Below are 18,388 nucleotides of genomic sequence, written 5' to 3'. Positions count from 1 at the left end.
CATTTGTGCAAAAGTGGATAGTGGGGATGGCGCTGATCTCATTGGCAGGTTGTAGCCAGTTTCAGTCGCAACAGGGCCTATCGTCCTCGTTACCGGAAGGGGTAACCTTGGTCGAACAGGTGAAAGCAGGGGCATCATTGGACACGCCGGTGATCCCGTATTCGAAATACACCCTCGCCAACGGCTTAACCGTGGTGCTGCACGAAGATCACTCCGATCCTTTGGTGCATGTGGATGTGACCTACCACGTCGGCTCGGCCCGTGAGCAGTTAGGGAAGTCAGGCTTTGCTCACTTCTTTGAACACATGATGTTTCAGGGCTCCGAGCATGTGGGTGATCAAGAACACTTCCGTTTGATCACCGAAGCCGGTGGGACCATGAACGGGACCACTAACCGTGACCGTACGAATTACTTTGAAACGGTTCCGGCCAATCAGCTGGAAAAAATGTTGTGGCTAGAAGCCGATCGCATGGGCTTTTTGCTGGGTGCTGTGTCGCAGAAGAAATTTGAAATACAGCGTTCCACTGTGAAAAATGAGCGCGCTCAACGTTATGAAAACCGACCTTATGGTTTGATGTATGAGCGTATGGGCGAAGCCTTATTCCCGCGTACCCACCCGTATTCTTGGCAGCCGATCGGGTATGTGGCGGATTTGGATCGCGTGGATGTGAACGATCTGAAAGCCTTCTTCTTACGCTGGTACGGTCCGAACAATGCCACGCTGACCATCGGTGGTGACATTAATCCAGCGGAAACACTGGCGTGGGTAAACAAATACTTCGGTTCGATCCCGCGTGGACCGGAAGTGGAAAAAGCCGCAAAGCAACCGGTGACCTTGGATCACGATTTGTACCTGACGCTGGAAGATAACGTTCAGCAGCCGATGCTACTGATGGCATGGCCGACTTCCTATAACGGGGCGAAAGACGAAGCATCACTCGACATGCTGGCCCGAGTGATCGGGGGCGGTAAGAATAGCCTGATGTACCAAAACTTGGTGAAAACCGGTGATGTGGTCGATGCCGGCGCCTTCCATGATTGTGCGGAACTGGCCTGTACTATGTACGTTTATGCGATCGGTGAAAGTGGCGATAAAGGGGATTTACGCTCCCTGCGCAGTAAAGTGACCGGTGTGCTGGGCGATTTGGAACAGCAAGGTGTGAGTACGCAATCGGTCAATGAACTCAAAGGCATGGTGGAAGCCAGTGCGATTTTTGGCTTGCAAAGTGTCAGTGGCAAAGTGTCACAATTGGCGGCGTATGAAACCTTCTTTAATGATCCGGGTTATCTCAGCACCGAGCTGGGGAACTTACGTGCGGTTACACCACAAAGCATAGAGCAGGCTTATGCGCAGTACCTGAATGGTCACCCAAGTGTGAGCTTGAGTGTGATACCGAAGGGAAAAACAGCGATGCAAGCTGCCACGCCAAACTTTACCCCTGCAGAGCGTGTGATTCCGGCGTATACCAAATTGTCAGAAGCGGAAATTGCACAGCAATTACGTGAGCCGGTTGATAACTTTGATCGTTCCGTGATGCCACAGCCTTCTTCACCGGTTGAAGCGGTGATGCCAGCGCTGTACCAGTTTGAGTTGGCCAACGGCATTAGCGTGCTGGGCACCCAGTATCAAGAAACCCCGACCATTGAGTTGCAGTTAGTGGTACCGGCAGGCCGCCGTTTTGAACCTGCGGGTAAAGCCGGCTTGGCGCAATTGACCGCAAGCATGATGGGGGAAGCAACGAAAACCACGAGTGCAGAAGCGTTATCCTCCCGCCTTGATACCTTAGGCAGTACGGTCAGCTTCAGTGCGGGGCAGTACGGTACGGTCATTTCACTGACCGCATTGACTAAAAACCTGCCAGAAACCTTGGCGATTTTGGAAGAGCAACTGTTCCAGCCGGGGTTCCATCAGGCGGACTTTGATCGTCTGAAAAAGCAGGCACTGGAAGGGATCATCTATGAACATCAAAACCCGGCATGGTTGGCCAGTCAGGCTACCCGCGAAGTGTTGTTCAGCGGTACCTCATTCAGCTTGCCACCGGAAGGGACCAAAGCCACGTTAGCGTCGATCACCTTGGACGATGTGAAGGCCTTCTACCACCGTTATTACACCCCGAACGGGGCGGATATGGTGGTGATTGGCGATATCGATCAAGCCGCATTGACACCGCGTTTGTCCGCATTGGCAACCTGGCAAGGTATGCCTGCGCCCACTTACCAGACACCGACGTTACCGACCTTACCCAAGCAGACCGTGTGGATGGTGGACAAGCCGGGCGCGCCTCAAACGGTGATCCGCTTGGTGCGTCAGGGCCTGCCGTATGATGCGACGGGTGAATTGTATGAAACCCAACTGGCGAACTTTAACTTGGGCGGTAACTTTAACAGCCGCATTAACCTGAATTTGCGTGAAGATAAAGGCTACACCTACGGTGCAGGCGGTTATCAGAGTGGCGGTAAAGAAGTGGGTGTATCGGCGTACTATGCCCAAGTCAGGGCGGATGCCAGTGTGCCATCCGTGAAGGAGTTCTTGGCGGAATTGAACGCGATGGCGACGGAAGGCGTGACGGAGAAAGAGTTAGCCTTTATGCGTTTAGCGGTCGGGCAGAAGGATGCTTTAAACTACGAAACGCCAAGCAAGAAAGCCAAATTGTTGGGGCAGATCTTAATGTACGATTTGCCGGAGAACTTTGTTGAAACCCGTAATGCCATCGCTGCGTCGATCAGTAAAGATCGGATCGATGCGTTGGCGGCAAAATGGTTTAATCCGGCGGATTACCAGATCATTGTGGTCGGGGATGCAAAAAGTCTGACGCCTCAGTTTACGGCGATGGGACTGCCTGTGCGGGATTTACAGCCGATCCAATAAGGGAAAAAACGCGGAAAAAGTATATTCAACACAGTGATTAAGCCGGCCTAGTGCCGGCTTTCTTTTTTCCGCACTTTTTGGCGGTGATTGTTTCTGCTGGGTAAAAGTGTTTCGACGTAATAATCGTGGCATTCATTAACAATAATGATTACTCTACGTCACTGAGTTGTTAATGATTGAGTATCACCGTGATGAACTTTTCACAAAGATTGCAGCAGATCGCTGCAAATCCTGACGCACTGACCCAGCTTGGTCGTGGTCTTGAGCGTGAAGCACTGCGTATGACGCAAAATGGGCAGTTATCGACAGCACCGCATCCTGTCGGCTTAGGTTCGGCACTGACGAATAAATGGATCACGACAGATTTTGCTGAGTCGCTGCTAGAGTTTATTACGCCTGTCTCCCACACTGTGGATGACTTGCTGTCACAGCTCAATGATATTCATCAATTCACCTATTCCCAACTACACGGTGAACAGCTTTGGCCGATGTCGATGCCGTGTTTTGTTGGCTGCGAAGACGATATCGTGCTGGCACAGTACGGCACCTCAAACACCGGTCGCATGAAAACCCTGTACCGTGAAGGCCTGAAGCACCGCTACGGCAGTGTGATGCAGGTGATTTCTGGGGTTCACTTCAATTTCTCATTCCCGGATACCTTCTGGGATCAACTGTTTGGTGAGCAATCTCCTGAATCGCGTCAGGCTTCTGTCTCGGATGCGTACTTCGCGTTGATCCGAAACTACTACCGTTTCGGTTGGCTGATCCCGTATTTGTTTGGTGCTTCACCGGCATTGTGCGGATCGTTCCTCGAAGAAAGTGGGACGGATTTGCCGTTTAAGCAAGTGGGCAAGGGCACGCATTTCTTGTCGAATGCCACCGCTTTACGTTTGAGCGATCTGGGTTACACCAACCATGAGCAAAGCGCCCTGAAGATCGGCTTTAACAGCTTGGATCAATACCTTGATGGGGTACGCCGTGCGATCCGTACGCCATCAGACACCTTTGCTGAAATCGGTGTGAAAGAAGACGGCGAGTACCGTCAGCTAAATGCCAATGTGCTACAAATAGAGAATGAACTGTACGCGCCTATTCGTCCTAAACGTGTCACCGGGCGTGGTGAAAAACCGTCTGAGGCGTTAAGCCGTGGCGGTGTGGAATACATTGAAGTGCGCTCATTGGATGTGAACCCGTTTAGCCCGGTAGGGATCACGGCGGATCAGGTGCGATTTTTGGATGTGTTCCTGACGTGGGCCGTGTTGTCACCGTCGGCGGATATGGACGATGCAGAGCTGGCGTGTTGGCGCCATAACTGGAACCGTGTCGTGCTTGATGGGCGTAACCCTGAGCTTGAGTTGACCATTGGCTGTAACGGCGAACGTTTGACGTTGCAACAGTGGGGCTCAAGTGTCTTCACTGAGTTGCTGGAAGTGGCACAAGTGATGGATGCCGCGGCAGGCAATGACGCTTACCAGCAGACCATTGCCCGTTTGCAAACGTGGATCGATGATCCGTCACTGACGTTATCAGCACAATTGCTGACAGAGATCCTTGACCAGCAAGGTATTGGTGCGGTGGGTAAAGGGTTGGCGCAAGCCCATGCAGACACGCTCGCGACGTCACCGTTCCGTTTTTACTCGGTGGCACAGTTTGAACAAGAAGCAAAAGAATCATTAGTGAAGCAGCAGCAGATTGAACAGGCTGATACGCTGTCGTTTGATGCGTTTCTTGATGATTACTTTGCGGATATTCGATAGACAAAAAAATGGGCAGCGACCGTGCTGCCCAGAAGAAATTTCGCAGGGATGAGAGGCTGCTGTTTAGCAGCCTGTCCTTCTTTATGACCGCAAGGATGGTGATTGGTTCCATGGTTGCAAAAAATCCGCAATTTTTTTCCCGCTTGCTTTTTCTCTTCCTCGCAGCCGTTGCCCTGTCTGGCTGTGCGACTGCACCGCCGAAACAACAATCGAACTTGTGTGAGATCTACCGTGAATACCCGGATTGGTACGAAGCGTCGGTAGATATGCAGGACGAATGGGGCACTCCGATGCAGGTCGCCATGGCGTTTATCAAACAAGAAAGCAGTTTTCGCCACGATGCCCGCCCACCGAAAAAATATGTGCTGGGTTTTATTCCATGGGGGCGCGTGAGTAGTGCTTATGGCTATGCCCAAGCGCAGGATCCTGCGTGGGAAGATTACCAAAAAGCGACCGGCAATGGTGGTTCGCGTACCGATTTCGCCGATGCGATGATGTTTGTGGGTTGGTACACCGCAGAAACCCAACGGCAGCTGGGGATCTCTAAATGGGATGCGTATAACCAGTATCTGGCGTATCACGATGGACGCGGTGGCTATCAGCGCGGCACATACAAAGGGAAACCCCAGTTACTGAAAATTTCCCGTCGCGTCGAACAACAAGCCAAAGATTACGGTTGGCAGCTCAAGCAATGCCGCAAGGAGCTGGAAGATAACCGCAGCTGGTGGCCATTTTAAGATGGCCACATCAGACAACGGTGCGTAAACCGGGCGAAACTTGCCGTGTTTGTGCACCTTGGTATAAGGTTGAGGAACAACAACACTCATGACAGTATCGGTCACGTGGGATGCGCGACCGGTGCATGAGCAGGCCAAGGAGTAAGGAAGCAATGCCGCTATTAGACAGTTTTACCGTCGACCACACCCGTATGCATGCGCCCGCTGTGCGCGTAGCCAAGACGATGCAAACCCCTAAAGGGGACACCATCACTGTATTTGACCTGCGCTTTTGCCGCCCCAATGCGGATATCCTGAGTGAGCGCGGGATCCATACCCTCGAGCACCTGTACGCCGGCTTCATGCGCGATCATGTCAATTCCGATCAGGTTGAGATCATCGACATTTCCCCAATGGGCTGTCGTACCGGTTTCTACATGAGCTTAATTGGCACGCCGACGGAGCAGCAAGTGGCGGACGGCTGGTTGGCCGCGATGGAAGATGTGCTCAAGGTGGCCTCGCAAGATCAAATCCCTGAACTGAACGAATACCAATGTGGGACGTACAGTATGCACTCGTTGCAAGAAGCCCAAGCCATCGCACAGGCCATTCTTGACCAAGGGATCAGCGTGAATCAAAACGACGACTTGGCGTTACCCGCTGAGTTGCTGCAAACCCTGAATGTGAAATAGCTTGTGTGAAAAAGCCCGTGTGAAAAAGCATGTGTAACATACACGGGGGCGCCCTGAGTGACAGACAAAACAAAGCCGGCGTGAAATGCCGGCTTTTTATGCTTTGTATAAACGCAGGGTGCGGGTGCCCAAGGCGAATTGGGGCGCGCTATTGAAGACGCCGTTAACCGGTTTTCTTTAGTTGGTTTGGCAAAATACGCACGGATTTGATCATGTTATCGGCCACCTCGATAATTTCCATCTGGTGGCCCGCCACTTCAATGCTCAGCAAGCTATCAGGGATATCTTCAAGGTGTTCCAAGATCAGGCCATTCAGGGTGCGAGGCCCATCGGTCGGCAGTGCCCAGTTCAGGCTCTTGTTCAAGTCCCGGATATTGGCGCTTCCTTCGATGATCAGGCTGCCATCGGCTTGTGGCGAGATCTCTTCAGCCAAGGTCGGGCTGATGGAGGTGGTAAACTCTCCCACGATTTCTTCCAGAATATCTTCTAACGTGATCAATCCTTGAATGTCGCCGTATTCATCCACAATCAAACCGATACGCTGCTTGTTACGCTGAAATTTCAGTAGCTGGATATTGAGTGGGGTACTTTCTGGAATAAAGTAGACTTTATCGGCCGCGCGCAGCAGGTTCTCTTTACTGAAATCATTCTTGTCCATCATCATGCGGTAGGCTTCACGTACCCGCAGCATGCCGACTACTTCATCAATGCTGTCACGATACAACACAATCCGCCCATGGGCAGAATGGCTGAGCTGACGGACAATGGACTTCCAGTCGTCATTTACGTTGATGGCGGCGATTTCGTTGCGCGGCACCATCAAATCTTCCACCGTGACATTTTCCAAATCCAAAATCGACAGCAACATGTCTTGGTGACGGCGTGGGATCAATCCACCGGCTTCATTAACCACGGTACGCAGTTCGTCAGAGCTGAGATCGGCATCCCCGTGATGATTGACGCGCAACCCAACCAACCGCAGAAAACCGTTGGTGATGGCGTTCACAAAGACCACGAGGGGATAGAGCAGTTTCATGAGAATTTGCAGCACTACGCTGCTGGTATAAGACACCCGTTCTGGGTACAGCGCCGCTAATGTTTTTGGGGTGACTTCGGCAAACACCAGTACCACTAAGGTGAGGGCACCGGTGGCAATAGCGACCCCCATGTCACCGTACAGGCGCATGCCGAGGATGGTGGCGATGGCAGAGGCGAGAATATTGACAAGGTTGTTACCGATGAGGATCAGACCGATCAAGCGGTCAGGCCGAGAGAGGAGTTTTTCCACCCGTTTCGCGCCCCGGTGTCCTTGGTTAGCAAGGTGCCGCAATTTATAGCGGTTGAGGGCCATCATGCCCGTTTCAGAACCGGAGAAGTATCCGGAAATGACGAGAAGTAATACCAGAAGGGAGAATAAGGCTCCCGTGGATATATCGTCCAAAAAACTCTATCCTTAACGTTTCTGTTACATGTACTGTGTACCCAGATACTCTGGGTGTCAATGCATGGCGGGTAATTTCCCCGCTGATGCAAATGTTTTCGCCTTAGGCTTAAGCACCGATAATGATTTCCTTAACAAATCGGCTGCCAAAGTAAGCGAGGGTCAATAAAAAGGCCCCCACCAAGCTGAACCAGACCACGCGGCGACCGCGCCAGCCTTTTTGATAGTGTCCCCACAGCAACACGCTATAAACCGCCCAGGCCATCAACGACAGCACGGCTTTATGGGTTTTTCCTTGGATGAGCCAGTCTTCAATAAAAACATAGCCAGAGATCAACGTGACCGTGAGTAAGCTGTTTCCGACTAAGATGATCTTGAAAAGCTGACGTTCCACCATCATTAAAGGAGGGATGTTCGGGTTTATTGCCAAACGCTTTTTATTCTTTAGCTTGTGATCGAGCCATGCCAGTTGAATGGCATATAAGGTGGCGACCATTAAGGTGGAATAGGAAAACAGCGCCAGTGAAATGTGCAGCAACACCGCAGGGTGGGTTTCTAAATGGGTAATGAAGGCACCCGGCAAGAAGGTGGCGGCGAGCAGGTTGATCGCGGCAAAGCTGTACACCACGGGCAATAAAAACCAGACCCGCATTTTGAGCATGGCGCCGGTGGTGATGATCGCAATCAAGACACTGATCAGGGACGCGACATTCAGCATGCTGAGGTTTTGGCCGATGCCCCCTAAGATCAGATTTTTGAGCAGTAGGATATGTAAGGCGATGGCCGCCAAGGCACACAAAAAGACCGGCCGCGTTTTGATTCCATTGCTATTGGTTAAACCCGGCACCACAAGCCCGAGGGCAGAAACGTAAAGGCACGTAGCCAGTAAGGCTATCAACATATCCATAGTAAACTTAACTATTTAAGATGGTAAGAGTTCGCAAGTATACCTTGCCAGCCGTCCGGCTGCCACGGCAAAGCCGTTTCACCGTGATACGAAGGCCGTTTTATAAGGCGATATCACAGCGAAAGTGGCTGTGAAGGCATGAAAGCGAAGGGAAGATTGCGTTATACTAGCCAGATCTTACCGATTTTAGATGCGTAACGAGCGAGTAGCACATGTTCGAAAATTTAACGGAGCGTTTATCGCGAACGCTTAAGAATGTCAGTGGCCGTGGCCGACTGACCGACGACAACATCAAAGATACGCTGCGTGAAGTTCGCATGGCGTTACTTGAAGCTGATGTTGCGCTTCCAGTTGTTCGTGATTTCGTCAAGCGCGTAAAAGAGCGCGCAGTAGGGACCGAAGTTTCTAAAAGCCTGACACCGGGTCAGGAGTTTATCAAGATTGTTCAAGCAGAGCTTGAAGCGGTCATGGGTGACTCGAACGAAGATTTGAATCTGGCGAGCCAGCCACCGGCGGTGATCCTGATGGCGGGTCTGCAAGGTGCGGGTAAAACCACCAGTGTCGGTAAACTGGGTAAATTGCTGAAAGAGCGCCAGAAGAAGAAAGTCATGGTGGTGTCGGCGGACGTTTATCGCCCGGCGGCGATCAAACAGCTAGAGACCCTTGCTGGCGACATTGGCATTGATTTCTTCCCATCATCGGCCGATCAAAAGCCGGTCGACATCGTGACAGCTGCACACGCTGAAGCGAAGCTGAAGTTTTATGATGTCCTGATTGTCGATACCGCCGGTCGCTTGCATGTCGACGGCGAGATGATGGACGAGATCAAAGACGTCCATCAGGTATTGAACCCAGTTGAAACCCTGTTCGTGGTTGATGCCATGACGGGTCAGGATGCGGCGAATACCGCGAAAGCCTTTGGGGATGCGCTGCCGTTGACCGGTGTGATCCTAACCAAGGTGGATGGTGATGCCCGTGGTGGTGCGGCGCTGTCTGTGCGTCACATTACCGGCAAGCCAATCAAGTTCTTGGGTGTGGGTGAGAAAACCGACGCACTGGAACCGTTCCACCCTGATCGTGTTGCCTCACGTATTCTGGGTATGGGTGACGTACTGTCCCTGATCGAAGATCTTGAGCGTAACGTTGATAAAGAGAAAGCAGAACAACTCGCGAAGAAATTCAAAGAGAAGAAAGGCTTTGATCTTGAAGACTTCCGCGGCCAGCTGCAGCAAATGAAAAGCATGGGCGGCATGATGGGTATGCTGGATAAGCTGCCAGGCATGTCGCAATTGCCGGACGATGTAAAAGATAAAGTCGACGACAAAATGTTTATGCAGATGGAAGCGATCATTAACTCAATGACCCCAGGAGAGCGTGAGCGTCCTGAGATCATTAAAGGGTCACGTAAAAAGCGTATTGCCATGGGTTCAGGTACCCAGGTGCAAGACGTTAACCGCCTGTTGAAGCAGTTCACCCAGATGCAGAAAATGATGAAGAAAATGCAGAAGGGCGGCATGAAAAACATGATGCGCAACATGAAAGGCATGATGCCGGGCGGCGGTATGTTCGGTCGCTAAGCGGCATGAACCCTTGAATCTATTGGGTTTGGGGACAGGAATGTTTTTTACTGGTGAAAAAATAGCTAAAGCGGTTGCATTCGTCAGTTTTAAGAGTAAAATTCCCGAGCTTAATTTGGCACGGACCCCGTTATGATTCATGGCGGGGTCAATTTTATTTACAGTAATGCAAAGAGGACGATATGGTAACCATTCGTTTGGCACGTCACGGCGCTAAAAAGCGTCCATTTTATCAAATCGTTGTTGCTGACTCTCGCGCAGCTCGCGACGGTCGTAACATCGAAAAAATTGGCTTCTTCAACCCGCTAGCTAAGGGTCAGGAAGAGCGTCTACGTCTAGACCTAGACCGTGTAAACCACTGGGTAGGTCAAGGCGCAACTGTGTCTGACCGCGCAGCTAAGCTAATCAAAGACGCTGCTAAAGCGGCTTAATTGGCATGACAGGTAGCAGAGAAGCAATGAGTACACAAGACCGCATTGTTGTCGGGAAACTGGGTGCCACTTATGGTATCAAGGGCTGGCTCAAAGTTTTTTCTTACACCGAAGAGGCTGAAAGCATTTTCTCTTACCATCCTTGGTTTGTAAAAGTTAAGGGTGAGTGGAGAGAGCTTAAGGTTGAGTCGTGGAAACGCCATGGTCAGGGATTAGTTGCGAAGATTGAGGGTTTTGACGTCCGCGAGGATGTTCAAGTCTTAACTAACGCAGAAGTCTCTGTATTGGCTAACCAACTGCCATCATTGTCAGAAGATGAATTCTACTGGCGTGAGTTGTTTGGCATGACAGTAGTGACAACTGAAGGTTACGACCTCGGTAAAGTTACTGACATCCTGGAAACAGGGTCAAACGATGTGTTGGTAGTAAAAGCCAATCTGAAAGATGCTTTTGGCCAGAAGGAACGTCTAATCCCGTTCCTCGATGAGCAGGTCATCAAGTCGATTGATCGCACTGCTCAGCGGATCGAAGTTGACTGGGATCCTGGATTTTAATCCCCGGTAAGGTGAAAAAATGAAGGTAGGCATAATTAGCCTGTTTCCTGACATGTTTAACGCCATTACCAATTTTGGGGTGACAGGCCAGGCGGTAAAAAAAGGCCTTTTGTCTGTGGAAACGTGGAATCCTCGTGATTTTACCCACGACAAACACCGTACGGTTGATGATCGACCTTATGGTGGCGGACCTGGCATGCTAATGATGGTGCAGCCTTTGCGCGACGCTATTCATGCTGCCAAACAGTCTGTAGAAGGTCAGGCTAAAGTCATTTATCTTTCACCTCAGGGCCGTAAGCTTGATCAAGCGGGTGTTGAGGAGCTTGCGCAGAATGAGAATCTGATCCTCATCTGTGGCCGCTACGAAGGGGTAGATGAGCGCATTATCCAACAAGAGGTAGACGAAGAATGGTCTATCGGAGATTTTGTGCTGACGGGTGGTGAACTGCCTGCCATGACGCTAGTGGATGCAGTCGTCCGGTTTGTACCGGGTGTACTGGGAGACTTTGCGTCAGCAGAAGAAGATTCTTTTGCAAATGGTTGGTTAGATTGCCCTCATTACACACGTCCTGAAGTGTTGGACGGACAAGAAGTGCCTAAGGTCTTGTTGTCGGGAAATCACAAGGACATAAGCCGCTGGCGATTGAAACAATCGTTGGGCCGTACCTGGCTGAGAAGACCAGAGCTCCTGGAAAACCTAGCTCTGACTGACGATCAGGAATTCTTGCTCACGGAATTTATCCGTGAATATAAAGCAAGCAATTAATTAATTTAGTATCAGTTTATTCTAGGGTATATACCAATGAGTAACATCATTAAGCAGCTCGAAGACGAGCAACTAAAACAAGACCTACCTACTTTCGCACCAGGTGACACTGTTGTCGTTCAGGTTAAAGTTAAAGAAGGTGATCGTTCACGTCTTCAGGCTTTTGAAGGCGTAGTTATCGCTAAGCGTAACCGTGGTCTACATTCTGCATTCACTGTTCGTAAGATCTCTAACGGTGAAGGCGTTGAGCGTGCGTTCCAAACTCACTCTCCAGTAGTTGACAGCATTACTGTTAAACGTCGTGGTGCAGTACGTCGTGCCAAGTTGTACTACCTACGTGATCGTTCTGGTAAAGCAGCTCGAATCAAAGAGAAGCTTACTAAGAAGTAATTTACTTCGCGTAAGACGTTTAATAAAAAAGCCCACCGTAAGGTGGGCTTTTTTTTGTGTGGAATTTGGGAAGAGCAGGGGCGAGTAAAAGCGGGACGAGGAACGAGTCAAAGCGGAAGAACAAAAGCGGACCTATGGCCCTAAGGCCCTATGGAAAAAGCAGGAGCGGAAGTGCTTGCATTCATAAAGGGATCTGAAATCCTGCTTGCAGGACCACACAGGACCACAGGACCACAGGACCACAGGACCACAGGACCACAGGACCACAGGACCACAGGACCACAGGACCACAGGACCACAGGACCAGGACCACAGGACCACAGGACCACAGGACCACAGGACCACAGACCACAGGACCACAGGACCACAGGACCACAGGACCACAGGACCACAGGACCACAGGACCACAGGACCACAGGACCACAGGACCACAGGACCACAGGACCACAGGACCCAGGACAGGCACAGACCAAGGACCACAGGACCACAGATGTATGGACTCCTTCCCACCAAGGGGAGTACGGTATTAATTCAAGCAAGAATTAGCCAAAGAGGAGCCCATACATGAGTAACCATAATGTGCTTGCCATCGATTTGGCAAAAAATGTTTTTCAAGTTTGCAAAGTTGGCCCGTTAGGCAACGTGCTATACAACCGAAAGTTGTCCAGACAAAAGCTCATTGAATTGATATGGAAAGAAAAGCCTTCGCTGGTCGCAATGGAAGCGTGCGCCAGCGCGCATTATTGGTCAAGACTTGCAAAGTCGGCCGGGCATTCAGTAAAGATGATGAGTGCAGGGCTGTTAAGCCATTCCAACATAAGCAGAAAAAGATCGAAATGATGCGCTTGCAATAGCCGTAGCGGCTACGCAATTACACATTCATAGTGTGAGGGTGTTATCTGAAGAGGAGCAAGGCCTACAATCTATATCTCGAGTGCGGTGAGTTAGCGATTGCTCAACAAGTTGAATTAAGTAACCAACTAAGGGGTTACTCAGTGAGTTCGGTATCATTTTTCCTCAAGGTCTATCAGCGTTAAAAACGTAGCCTACCTTTGATTTTAGAAGATGCCGAGAACGGCTTACCTCATAGTTTCAGAGAGACATTATTTCAGGCCTGGCAAAGATTATTAGTGCAGCTTGAGTATGTAGATAGTTTAAATGTGCAATTGGAAGCTTTGGTAGCAGCTTTCATGCTCCTTGTCAAAAAGTTGATGGCGTTAGAGGGCGTCGGCCCAATTGGGGCGCTTGGATTAGCTATCCGCTTGGGTAAAGGCGAAAATTTTGTTAATGGCAAAGATGCAGCAGCCAGTATCGGTTTAACCCCCCAAGCAGTATAGTTCGGGTGAGAAAGAGCGCTTAGGCGGATCTCTAAACGTAATGCAGACAAGCGACTCCAGTATCCTTTTTCAAGGTGCGCTTGCCGTATGTGTAAGGTGGTTCATATCCAACCACGAACTCAAAAAGAAGCTTGGCTGAAATCCTTAATCGAGCGTCGAGGTAAGAAAATTGCAGCTATAGCGTTAGTCAAAAACAGTGCGTACCGCGTACGCACTACTAAAACATGACTCAGAATATAAGCCTGTTTGTTTGGCTTTATGAATATGAGTAATCAACAAATTACGATGAAACAGGTCAGACCGACCAACAAAAGCTCGTTGTGGTTCATGGTAAGTTATACCGCCCCAGAATAAGCTTGTTGGTGCTAATACATAGTAGGGCGAGGTCGCTCCTCAAAGTAGCCCGTATATAAGCGCGTATCAATTCCTGCTTTCATGCTGTTTGTTGATTTTCTCTAGGAGTCCATATAAGGCGACCACAGGACCACAGGACCACAGGACCACAGGACCACAGGATTACGTTGGGCTGTTATCTTGCGACTCGCTCCGCTTTTCCCGCTTCTACTCGTTCCTCGTCCCGCTTTTACTCGCCCCTGCTTTCCCCAAGAAACAAAAAACCAGCCCGCAGGCTGGTTTTTGTTTAATGCGTCTCGCGTATCACGATGCTGATTACTTCGCCGTATCTAGCTCGCCGCTTTCTTCATCAGCTAGGTCTGTTTCACCTTTGCCCTTAGAGCGCTTGATAACAAGACCGGTAACTGCGAAGGCGCTGACAAGACCTACAATTGTTGAAAGCGTCATTGGCAGACCGAAGCCTAGCTGGCTGTTGTTCAGAATGAAGGTAATACATACCGTGGTCATGAAGATAGCCGGCACAGTGGTGATCCAGTGTAGCTTGTTGTGACGCAGCAGGTAAGCTGATGCGGTCCACAGCATCATTACCGCAGTCGCCTGGTTCGCAAAGCCGAAGTAACGCCAGATAATCGCGAAGTCCACCTGAGTCAGGATGCCACCGACAACGAATAGCGGTACAGCCATTAGCAGACGGTTACGTAGGGTTTTCTGCTCCATGTTGAAGTATTCAGCCAAGATCAGACGGCTTGAACGGAATGCCGTGTCACCTGAGGTGATAGGCAGGATAACCACACCCAAGAAGGCAATGATACCGCCGAATACACCCAGTAGACCCATAGAGGCGGTGTATACCACGTTGCCTGGACCGCCGTTAGCGACGGCTTCATTCAGACCTTCAACCGAGCCGAAGAAAGACAGGGCAACCGCACACCAAATTAGGGCAATCACACCTTCACCGATCATCGCGCCGTAAAACACGAAGCGGCCGTTCTTTTCATTTTCCATACAACGTGCCATCAATGGAGACTGGGTCGCGTGGAAGCCTGAAATCGCACCACAAGCAATGGTAATGAACAGCGCTGGCCATAGTGGCAGGTCGTTCGGGTTCATGTTGGTGAACATCTGGCTCATTTCGTAGCCCGCTAGCAGCGAATGCTCGCTAGAGAACGCCATTGCGGTGATCAGGCCAACCGACATGAAGATAAGCAGGGCACCAAAGAACGGGTAGAAGCGGCCGATAATTTTATCGACAGGTACAATGGTCGCCAGAATGTAGTAAGCAAAAATGATCACAACCATGGTGGTCATCGACAAGCCAATGTCAGTTTGCTCGTTAACGAGGTTGGTGATCATGCCAGCAGGGGCAGAAACAAATACCACGCCCACAAGCAGCAACAGTACGATAGCAAAAATATTCATAAAATGTTTTGCACCGTTGCCCAAGTAGCGACCGGTAATAGTAGGTACTGACGCCCCGCCGTTGCGGATAGACAGCATGCCTGAGAAATAGTCGTGTACCGCGCCGGCAAACACACAGCCCAGTACAATCCACAGCATGGCCGCAGGGCCGTATAGCGCACCCATGATAGGGCCGAAGATAGGACCTACGCCGGCAATATTCAGTAGCTGAACCAGGTACACTTTCTTGTTCGACATCGGCACATAGTCGACGCCATCTTGTTTGGTGTAGGCAGGGGTTTTACGATTCTCATTGATCCCGAAGACTTTCTCGACGAAGGCACCGTAGATGAAGTATCCGCCAACCAGTGCGGCGACACACATTAGAAACCAAGCCATATGCTTATCTCTCTTCTTTCCTTTGGAGTGGGTTGAATTTGCGTTCCTTGCCAGACACCTTGGCAACCTGCGCAATGCTTCTTTTGATAACTACCATCTTAATGATTTAAGAGCATTATTCATCCGCTAAGGGGGTGAGCGGTTATATAGCGATGCGAGTGGTCGATATACCTATTGAATGGTTTTTCCGAACAATGGCTCTGCTTTTTCCGTGCGGTATCGTTTGCGAAGATTTATCGAGAATTGTGATCTAGGTATATATTGCCCTCGCATCAAGCACGAGGGCAGTGATATGCGCGCTTTAGTTCAGGCCAAAGCGGTCTTTTAATTCTTTGAGGTAACGGCGGCTCACGGGCACCTGATGATGATGTAGAGTGGTGATTTCGGCCAAGCCGTTTTCCAGTAGTTTGATCTCGCGTATGGCGTGAGGGTGGATCAAATATTGCCGATGACAACGAATGAGCGGGGTTTTCTCTTCCAGCGTTTTCAGGGTTAACTGGGTCGTGGCTTTGCTGGTTTTGCTGACCACATGCACCCCAGAGAGATCCGAATAGGCGGTTTCTATTTCTGCCGGGCTCAACAAGATGATCCGGTTATGGCCACTGCACGGGATCAGCTCCAGCATATCTCTGACCAGCGGCGCATAGTCGACCGGTTGGCATTCACGATCCAACCGTTTCAGGGTTTTTTCTAACCGCATCGGCTCAACCGGTTTGAGCAAGTAGTCAAACGCATTGTCTTCAAACGCCTGTAGCGCGTAATCATCATACGCGGTGACAAATACCACTTTGGGCATGGTGTCAGGGTCGAGCATACTCAGTAGCTCAATACCGGTGATTTGTGGCATCTGGATATCGAGAAAAATGGCATCAGGCTTGAGTGTGTTGATTTTTTTCAGTGCCTCAATGGCATTGCTGCACGCGCCGATCACGTTCACTTTCCCGCTTTCTTGCAGCAGATCCATTAACTCTTCACGGGCGTATCGTTCATCATCAATGACGAGGGCGTTAATCATGCAGCGTGTTCTCCTTGTGTGGGGGGGAATAGGATGGATGCGCAAGCGGCATGCAAATCGTCGCGCGTGTCCAGACCTGAGATTGCGCACTCATGGTTAGGCCGTAGTGTTTACCAAACCGGTTTTTGAGGCGCTTATCAACAATCATCATGCCAAGGCCTTTTTCCTGCTTGAGAGGAAGACCAGCATCGGCGTTATCGTCACTGTAATTGCCGGCATTATCCTCTACTTCGAGGATCATGTCGTGGTGACGGATATAGCCATTGATGGTGATTTTACCCTCTTCCAGCAGGGTGGAAGTACCGTGTTTAATCGCATTTTCTACCAAGGGCTGTAAGGTAAATGTCGGCAAAGGGTGATTGAGCAGCTCAGGGCTGACATTCATCACAACACTGAGCCGATCAGAGAAGCGCGCCAGCTCGATCTCTAAATACGCATTCACATGTTGCAGCTCTTCTTGCAGGGTGACCGTCTCAATGTTTTGCTTGAGGTTACGGCGGAAAAACTGCGATAAGTGCTGGATAAGCTGACGGGCTTTATCCGGATCACGGCGGATCACCGCATTAATGGTGTTGAGGGCATTGAACAAAAAATGCGGGTTCACTTGCGCTTGCAACAGGCGGAGTTCGGCCTGCGTCAGCAGGTTTTGCTGTTGAATATAACGGCCCGTTAGGATCTGGTTCGACAGCAGTTTGGCGATCCCTTCTCCCAGTGTGAGGTTAACGGTTGAAAACAATTTGCGTTTGGGTTCATACAGTTTGATGGTGCCCAGCACCTCGTTGTTACCGCCCACTAACGGGATCACCAAGGCCGAGCCCAGTTTGCATTTATCATGCAGTGAGCACTGATAAGGCATCTCGTAACCGTCGGCGTAGATCAATTCACAACCGTCAATGGCGCGATGGGTACAAGTGGACGAAATGGGGGTTCCGGGTAGGTGGTGATCATCGCCAATCCCAATGAAGGCCAGAATTTTTTCCCGATCGGTAATGGCAACGGCACCAACGCCTGTTTCCTCGTAGACAATCTGGGCGATTTTCTTGGTGGTCACCTCATCAAAGCCTTGGCTGAGGATCCCCACGGAGCGCTGGGCGATTTTCAGGGCACGGCTGGAGAAGGCGGCTGAGTATTTTTCATAGATGGTCTTTCGGTCTTGAATGATGCTCATGAACAGCGCGGCACCAATGGAATTGGCAATCACCATCGGCAGGGCAATCGCGCTGACCAGTTGCAGCGCCTGACTGAACGGATCGGCGACCAGCAAAATGATCCCCATCTGAACAATTTCAGCGACCAAGGTAATACCCAGCACGACAGAGGGTTTGAAAATTTGATCCACTTGGCCACGGCGCAGGTAATAGCTGTGCATCAGGCCGCCAATCAATCCTTCGGCGGTGGTCGATATCGCACAAGCCACATCGGTAAAGCCGCCGAGGCTGTAGCGGTGCAGACCGCCGGTCAGGCCCACGGCAAAACCGACTACCGGTCCACCGAGCAAACCGCCCATCACGGCGCCAATGGCACGGGTGTTTGCGATGGCATCTTCAATGTTAAGTCCGAAATACGTGCCTAAAATACAAAAGAGAGAAAACAAAATGTAGCAGGCAAAACGCTGAGAAAGGCGCCCCGACACCGAGGTGAGCGGCATGAATAAAGGGGTTTTACTCAGCAGATAGGCCAGTACTAAGTAGACACTCAGTTGTTGCAGTAACGAAAAGATCAGTTCCATTGACGTGATTTCGGCTTAGAGGGAATCGCACTATGGTAACTGGCTTTCTCAATTA

At 50.5% G+C, this 18,388-nt stretch carries 16 protein-coding genes; 11 read left to right on the top strand and 5 right to left on the bottom strand.

The features are described 5' to 3' along the window. Positions 1 to 5: 5 nt before the first annotated feature. From ACSF8W_RS14875 to luxS, 4 genes are all read left to right on the top strand, one after another. Positions 6 to 2,870, top strand: a complete 2,865-nt coding sequence (locus ACSF8W_RS14875; protein ID WP_500848046.1) for a M16 family metallopeptidase — start codon at positions 6 to 8, stop codon at positions 2,868 to 2,870. Between the two features lie 191 nt (positions 2,871 to 3,061). Next, positions 3,062 to 4,627 (top strand): glutamate--cysteine ligase, encoded by a 1,566-nt coding sequence (gshA, locus tag ACSF8W_RS14870; protein ID WP_500848234.1) that lies wholly within the window; start codon positions 3,062 to 3,064, stop codon positions 4,625 to 4,627. A gap of 110 nt (positions 4,628 to 4,737) precedes the next feature. Further along, complete coding sequence (locus ACSF8W_RS14865; protein ID WP_500848045.1) at positions 4,738 to 5,364, top strand: transglycosylase SLT domain-containing protein; 627 nt, start codon at positions 4,738 to 4,740, stop codon at positions 5,362 to 5,364. 152 nt (positions 5,365 to 5,516) lie between these two features. Then, positions 5,517 to 6,035 (top strand): S-ribosylhomocysteine lyase, encoded by a 519-nt coding sequence (luxS, locus tag ACSF8W_RS14860; protein ID WP_428479383.1) that lies wholly within the window; start codon positions 5,517 to 5,519, stop codon positions 6,033 to 6,035. A gap of 163 nt (positions 6,036 to 6,198) precedes the next feature. Here the strand turns inward: luxS and ACSF8W_RS14855 are convergent, their stop codons facing one another. Then, on the bottom strand, positions 6,199 to 7,476 hold the full coding sequence (locus ACSF8W_RS14855; RefSeq protein WP_500848044.1) for an HlyC/CorC family transporter: 1,278 nt from the start codon (positions 7,474 to 7,476) through the stop codon (positions 6,199 to 6,201). Positions 7,477 to 7,585: 109 nt separating this feature from the next. Further along, positions 7,586 to 8,383 (bottom strand): cytochrome C assembly family protein, encoded by a 798-nt coding sequence (locus ACSF8W_RS14850; RefSeq protein WP_500848043.1) that lies wholly within the window; start codon positions 8,381 to 8,383, stop codon positions 7,586 to 7,588. A gap of 212 nt (positions 8,384 to 8,595) precedes the next feature. On the opposite strand from ACSF8W_RS14850, the gene ffh reads away from it, so the two are divergent. The 7 genes from ffh to ACSF8W_RS14815 all read left to right on the top strand — a co-directional run bounded on the left by ffh (position 8,596) and on the right by ACSF8W_RS14815 (position 13,438). Beyond that, a complete protein-coding gene (ffh, locus tag ACSF8W_RS14845; protein ID WP_500848042.1) occupies positions 8,596 to 9,960 on the top strand; it encodes a signal recognition particle protein in 1,365 nt (454 codons plus the stop codon). A 182-nt stretch (positions 9,961 to 10,142) separates the two neighbouring features. Further along, positions 10,143 to 10,391, top strand: coding sequence for a 30S ribosomal protein S16 (gene rpsP / locus ACSF8W_RS14840; protein WP_047879367.1), 249 nt, complete (start codon positions 10,143 to 10,145; stop codon positions 10,389 to 10,391). Between the two features lie 26 nt (positions 10,392 to 10,417). Then, positions 10,418 to 10,945: a ribosome maturation factor RimM gene (gene rimM, locus ACSF8W_RS14835; RefSeq protein ID WP_500848041.1), complete on the top strand. Its 528-nt coding sequence runs from the start codon at positions 10,418 to 10,420 to the stop codon at positions 10,943 to 10,945. A 19-nt stretch (positions 10,946 to 10,964) separates the two neighbouring features. Next, positions 10,965 to 11,711: a tRNA (guanosine(37)-N1)-methyltransferase TrmD gene (gene trmD / locus ACSF8W_RS14830; RefSeq protein WP_428479377.1), complete on the top strand. Its 747-nt coding sequence runs from the start codon at positions 10,965 to 10,967 to the stop codon at positions 11,709 to 11,711. A gap of 36 nt (positions 11,712 to 11,747) precedes the next feature. Beyond that, positions 11,748 to 12,101, top strand: a complete 354-nt coding sequence (gene rplS / locus ACSF8W_RS14825; RefSeq protein ID WP_428479376.1) for a 50S ribosomal protein L19 — start codon at positions 11,748 to 11,750, stop codon at positions 12,099 to 12,101. Between the two features lie 564 nt (positions 12,102 to 12,665). Further along, positions 12,666 to 12,941: a hypothetical protein gene (locus ACSF8W_RS14820; protein ID WP_500848040.1), complete on the top strand. Its 276-nt coding sequence runs from the start codon at positions 12,666 to 12,668 to the stop codon at positions 12,939 to 12,941. A gap of 212 nt (positions 12,942 to 13,153) precedes the next feature. Then, on the top strand, positions 13,154 to 13,438 hold the full coding sequence (locus tag ACSF8W_RS14815; RefSeq protein ID WP_500848039.1) for a transposase: 285 nt from the start codon (positions 13,154 to 13,156) through the stop codon (positions 13,436 to 13,438). A gap of 669 nt (positions 13,439 to 14,107) precedes the next feature. Here the strand turns inward: ACSF8W_RS14815 and ACSF8W_RS14810 are convergent. The 3 genes from ACSF8W_RS14810 to ACSF8W_RS14800 form a co-directional block, all read right to left on the bottom strand. Further along, on the bottom strand, positions 14,108 to 15,589 hold the full coding sequence (locus ACSF8W_RS14810; RefSeq protein ID WP_500848038.1) for a carbon starvation CstA family protein: 1,482 nt from the start codon (positions 15,587 to 15,589) through the stop codon (positions 14,108 to 14,110). Between the two features lie 301 nt (positions 15,590 to 15,890). Next, positions 15,891 to 16,604: a two-component system response regulator BtsR gene (btsR, locus tag ACSF8W_RS14805; protein WP_500848037.1), complete on the bottom strand. Its 714-nt coding sequence runs from the start codon at positions 16,602 to 16,604 to the stop codon at positions 15,891 to 15,893. Continuing rightward, a complete protein-coding gene (locus ACSF8W_RS14800; RefSeq protein WP_500848036.1) occupies positions 16,597 to 18,333 on the bottom strand; it encodes a LytS/YhcK type 5TM receptor domain-containing protein in 1,737 nt (578 codons plus the stop codon). The genes btsR and ACSF8W_RS14800 overlap by 8 nt, the downstream gene beginning before the upstream one ends. Positions 18,334 to 18,388 lie beyond the last annotated feature (55 nt).

Source organism: Photobacterium sp. 270122K (genome assembly GCF_059941365.1).
The sequence above is the reverse complement of the archived record's forward strand: the minus strand, read 5'-3'. Positions and strand labels throughout refer to the sequence as shown.

What these genes read in the sequence shown, in the direction of transcription:
- rplS (WP_428479376.1), top strand. Translation starts at nt 11,748, where the DNA reads ATGAGTAACATCATTAAGCAGCTCGAAGACGAGCAACTAAAACAAGAC.
- btsR (WP_500848037.1), bottom strand. Translation starts at nt 16,604, where the DNA reads ATGATTAACGCCCTCGTCATTGATGATGAACGATACGCCCGTGAAGAG.
- trmD (WP_428479377.1), top strand. Translation starts at nt 10,965, where the DNA reads ATGAAGGTAGGCATAATTAGCCTGTTTCCTGACATGTTTAACGCCATT.
- gshA (WP_500848234.1), top strand. Translation starts at nt 3,062, where the DNA reads ATGAACTTTTCACAAAGATTGCAGCAGATCGCTGCAAATCCTGACGCA.
- rimM (WP_500848041.1), top strand. Translation starts at nt 10,418, where the DNA reads ATGAGTACACAAGACCGCATTGTTGTCGGGAAACTGGGTGCCACTTAT.
- ACSF8W_RS14865 (WP_500848045.1), top strand. Translation starts at nt 4,738, where the DNA reads ATGGTTGCAAAAAATCCGCAATTTTTTTCCCGCTTGCTTTTTCTCTTC.
- ACSF8W_RS14800 (WP_500848036.1), bottom strand. Translation starts at nt 18,333, where the DNA reads ATGGAACTGATCTTTTCGTTACTGCAACAACTGAGTGTCTACTTAGTA.
- ffh (WP_500848042.1), top strand. Translation starts at nt 8,596, where the DNA reads ATGTTCGAAAATTTAACGGAGCGTTTATCGCGAACGCTTAAGAATGTC.
- ACSF8W_RS14810 (WP_500848038.1), bottom strand. Translation starts at nt 15,589, where the DNA reads ATGGCTTGGTTTCTAATGTGTGTCGCCGCACTGGTTGGCGGATACTTC.
- ACSF8W_RS14850 (WP_500848043.1), bottom strand. Translation starts at nt 8,383, where the DNA reads ATGGATATGTTGATAGCCTTACTGGCTACGTGCCTTTACGTTTCTGCC.
- ACSF8W_RS14820 (WP_500848040.1), top strand. Translation starts at nt 12,666, where the DNA reads ATGAGTAACCATAATGTGCTTGCCATCGATTTGGCAAAAAATGTTTTT.
- rpsP (WP_047879367.1), top strand. Translation starts at nt 10,143, where the DNA reads ATGGTAACCATTCGTTTGGCACGTCACGGCGCTAAAAAGCGTCCATTT.
- luxS (WP_428479383.1), top strand. Translation starts at nt 5,517, where the DNA reads ATGCCGCTATTAGACAGTTTTACCGTCGACCACACCCGTATGCATGCG.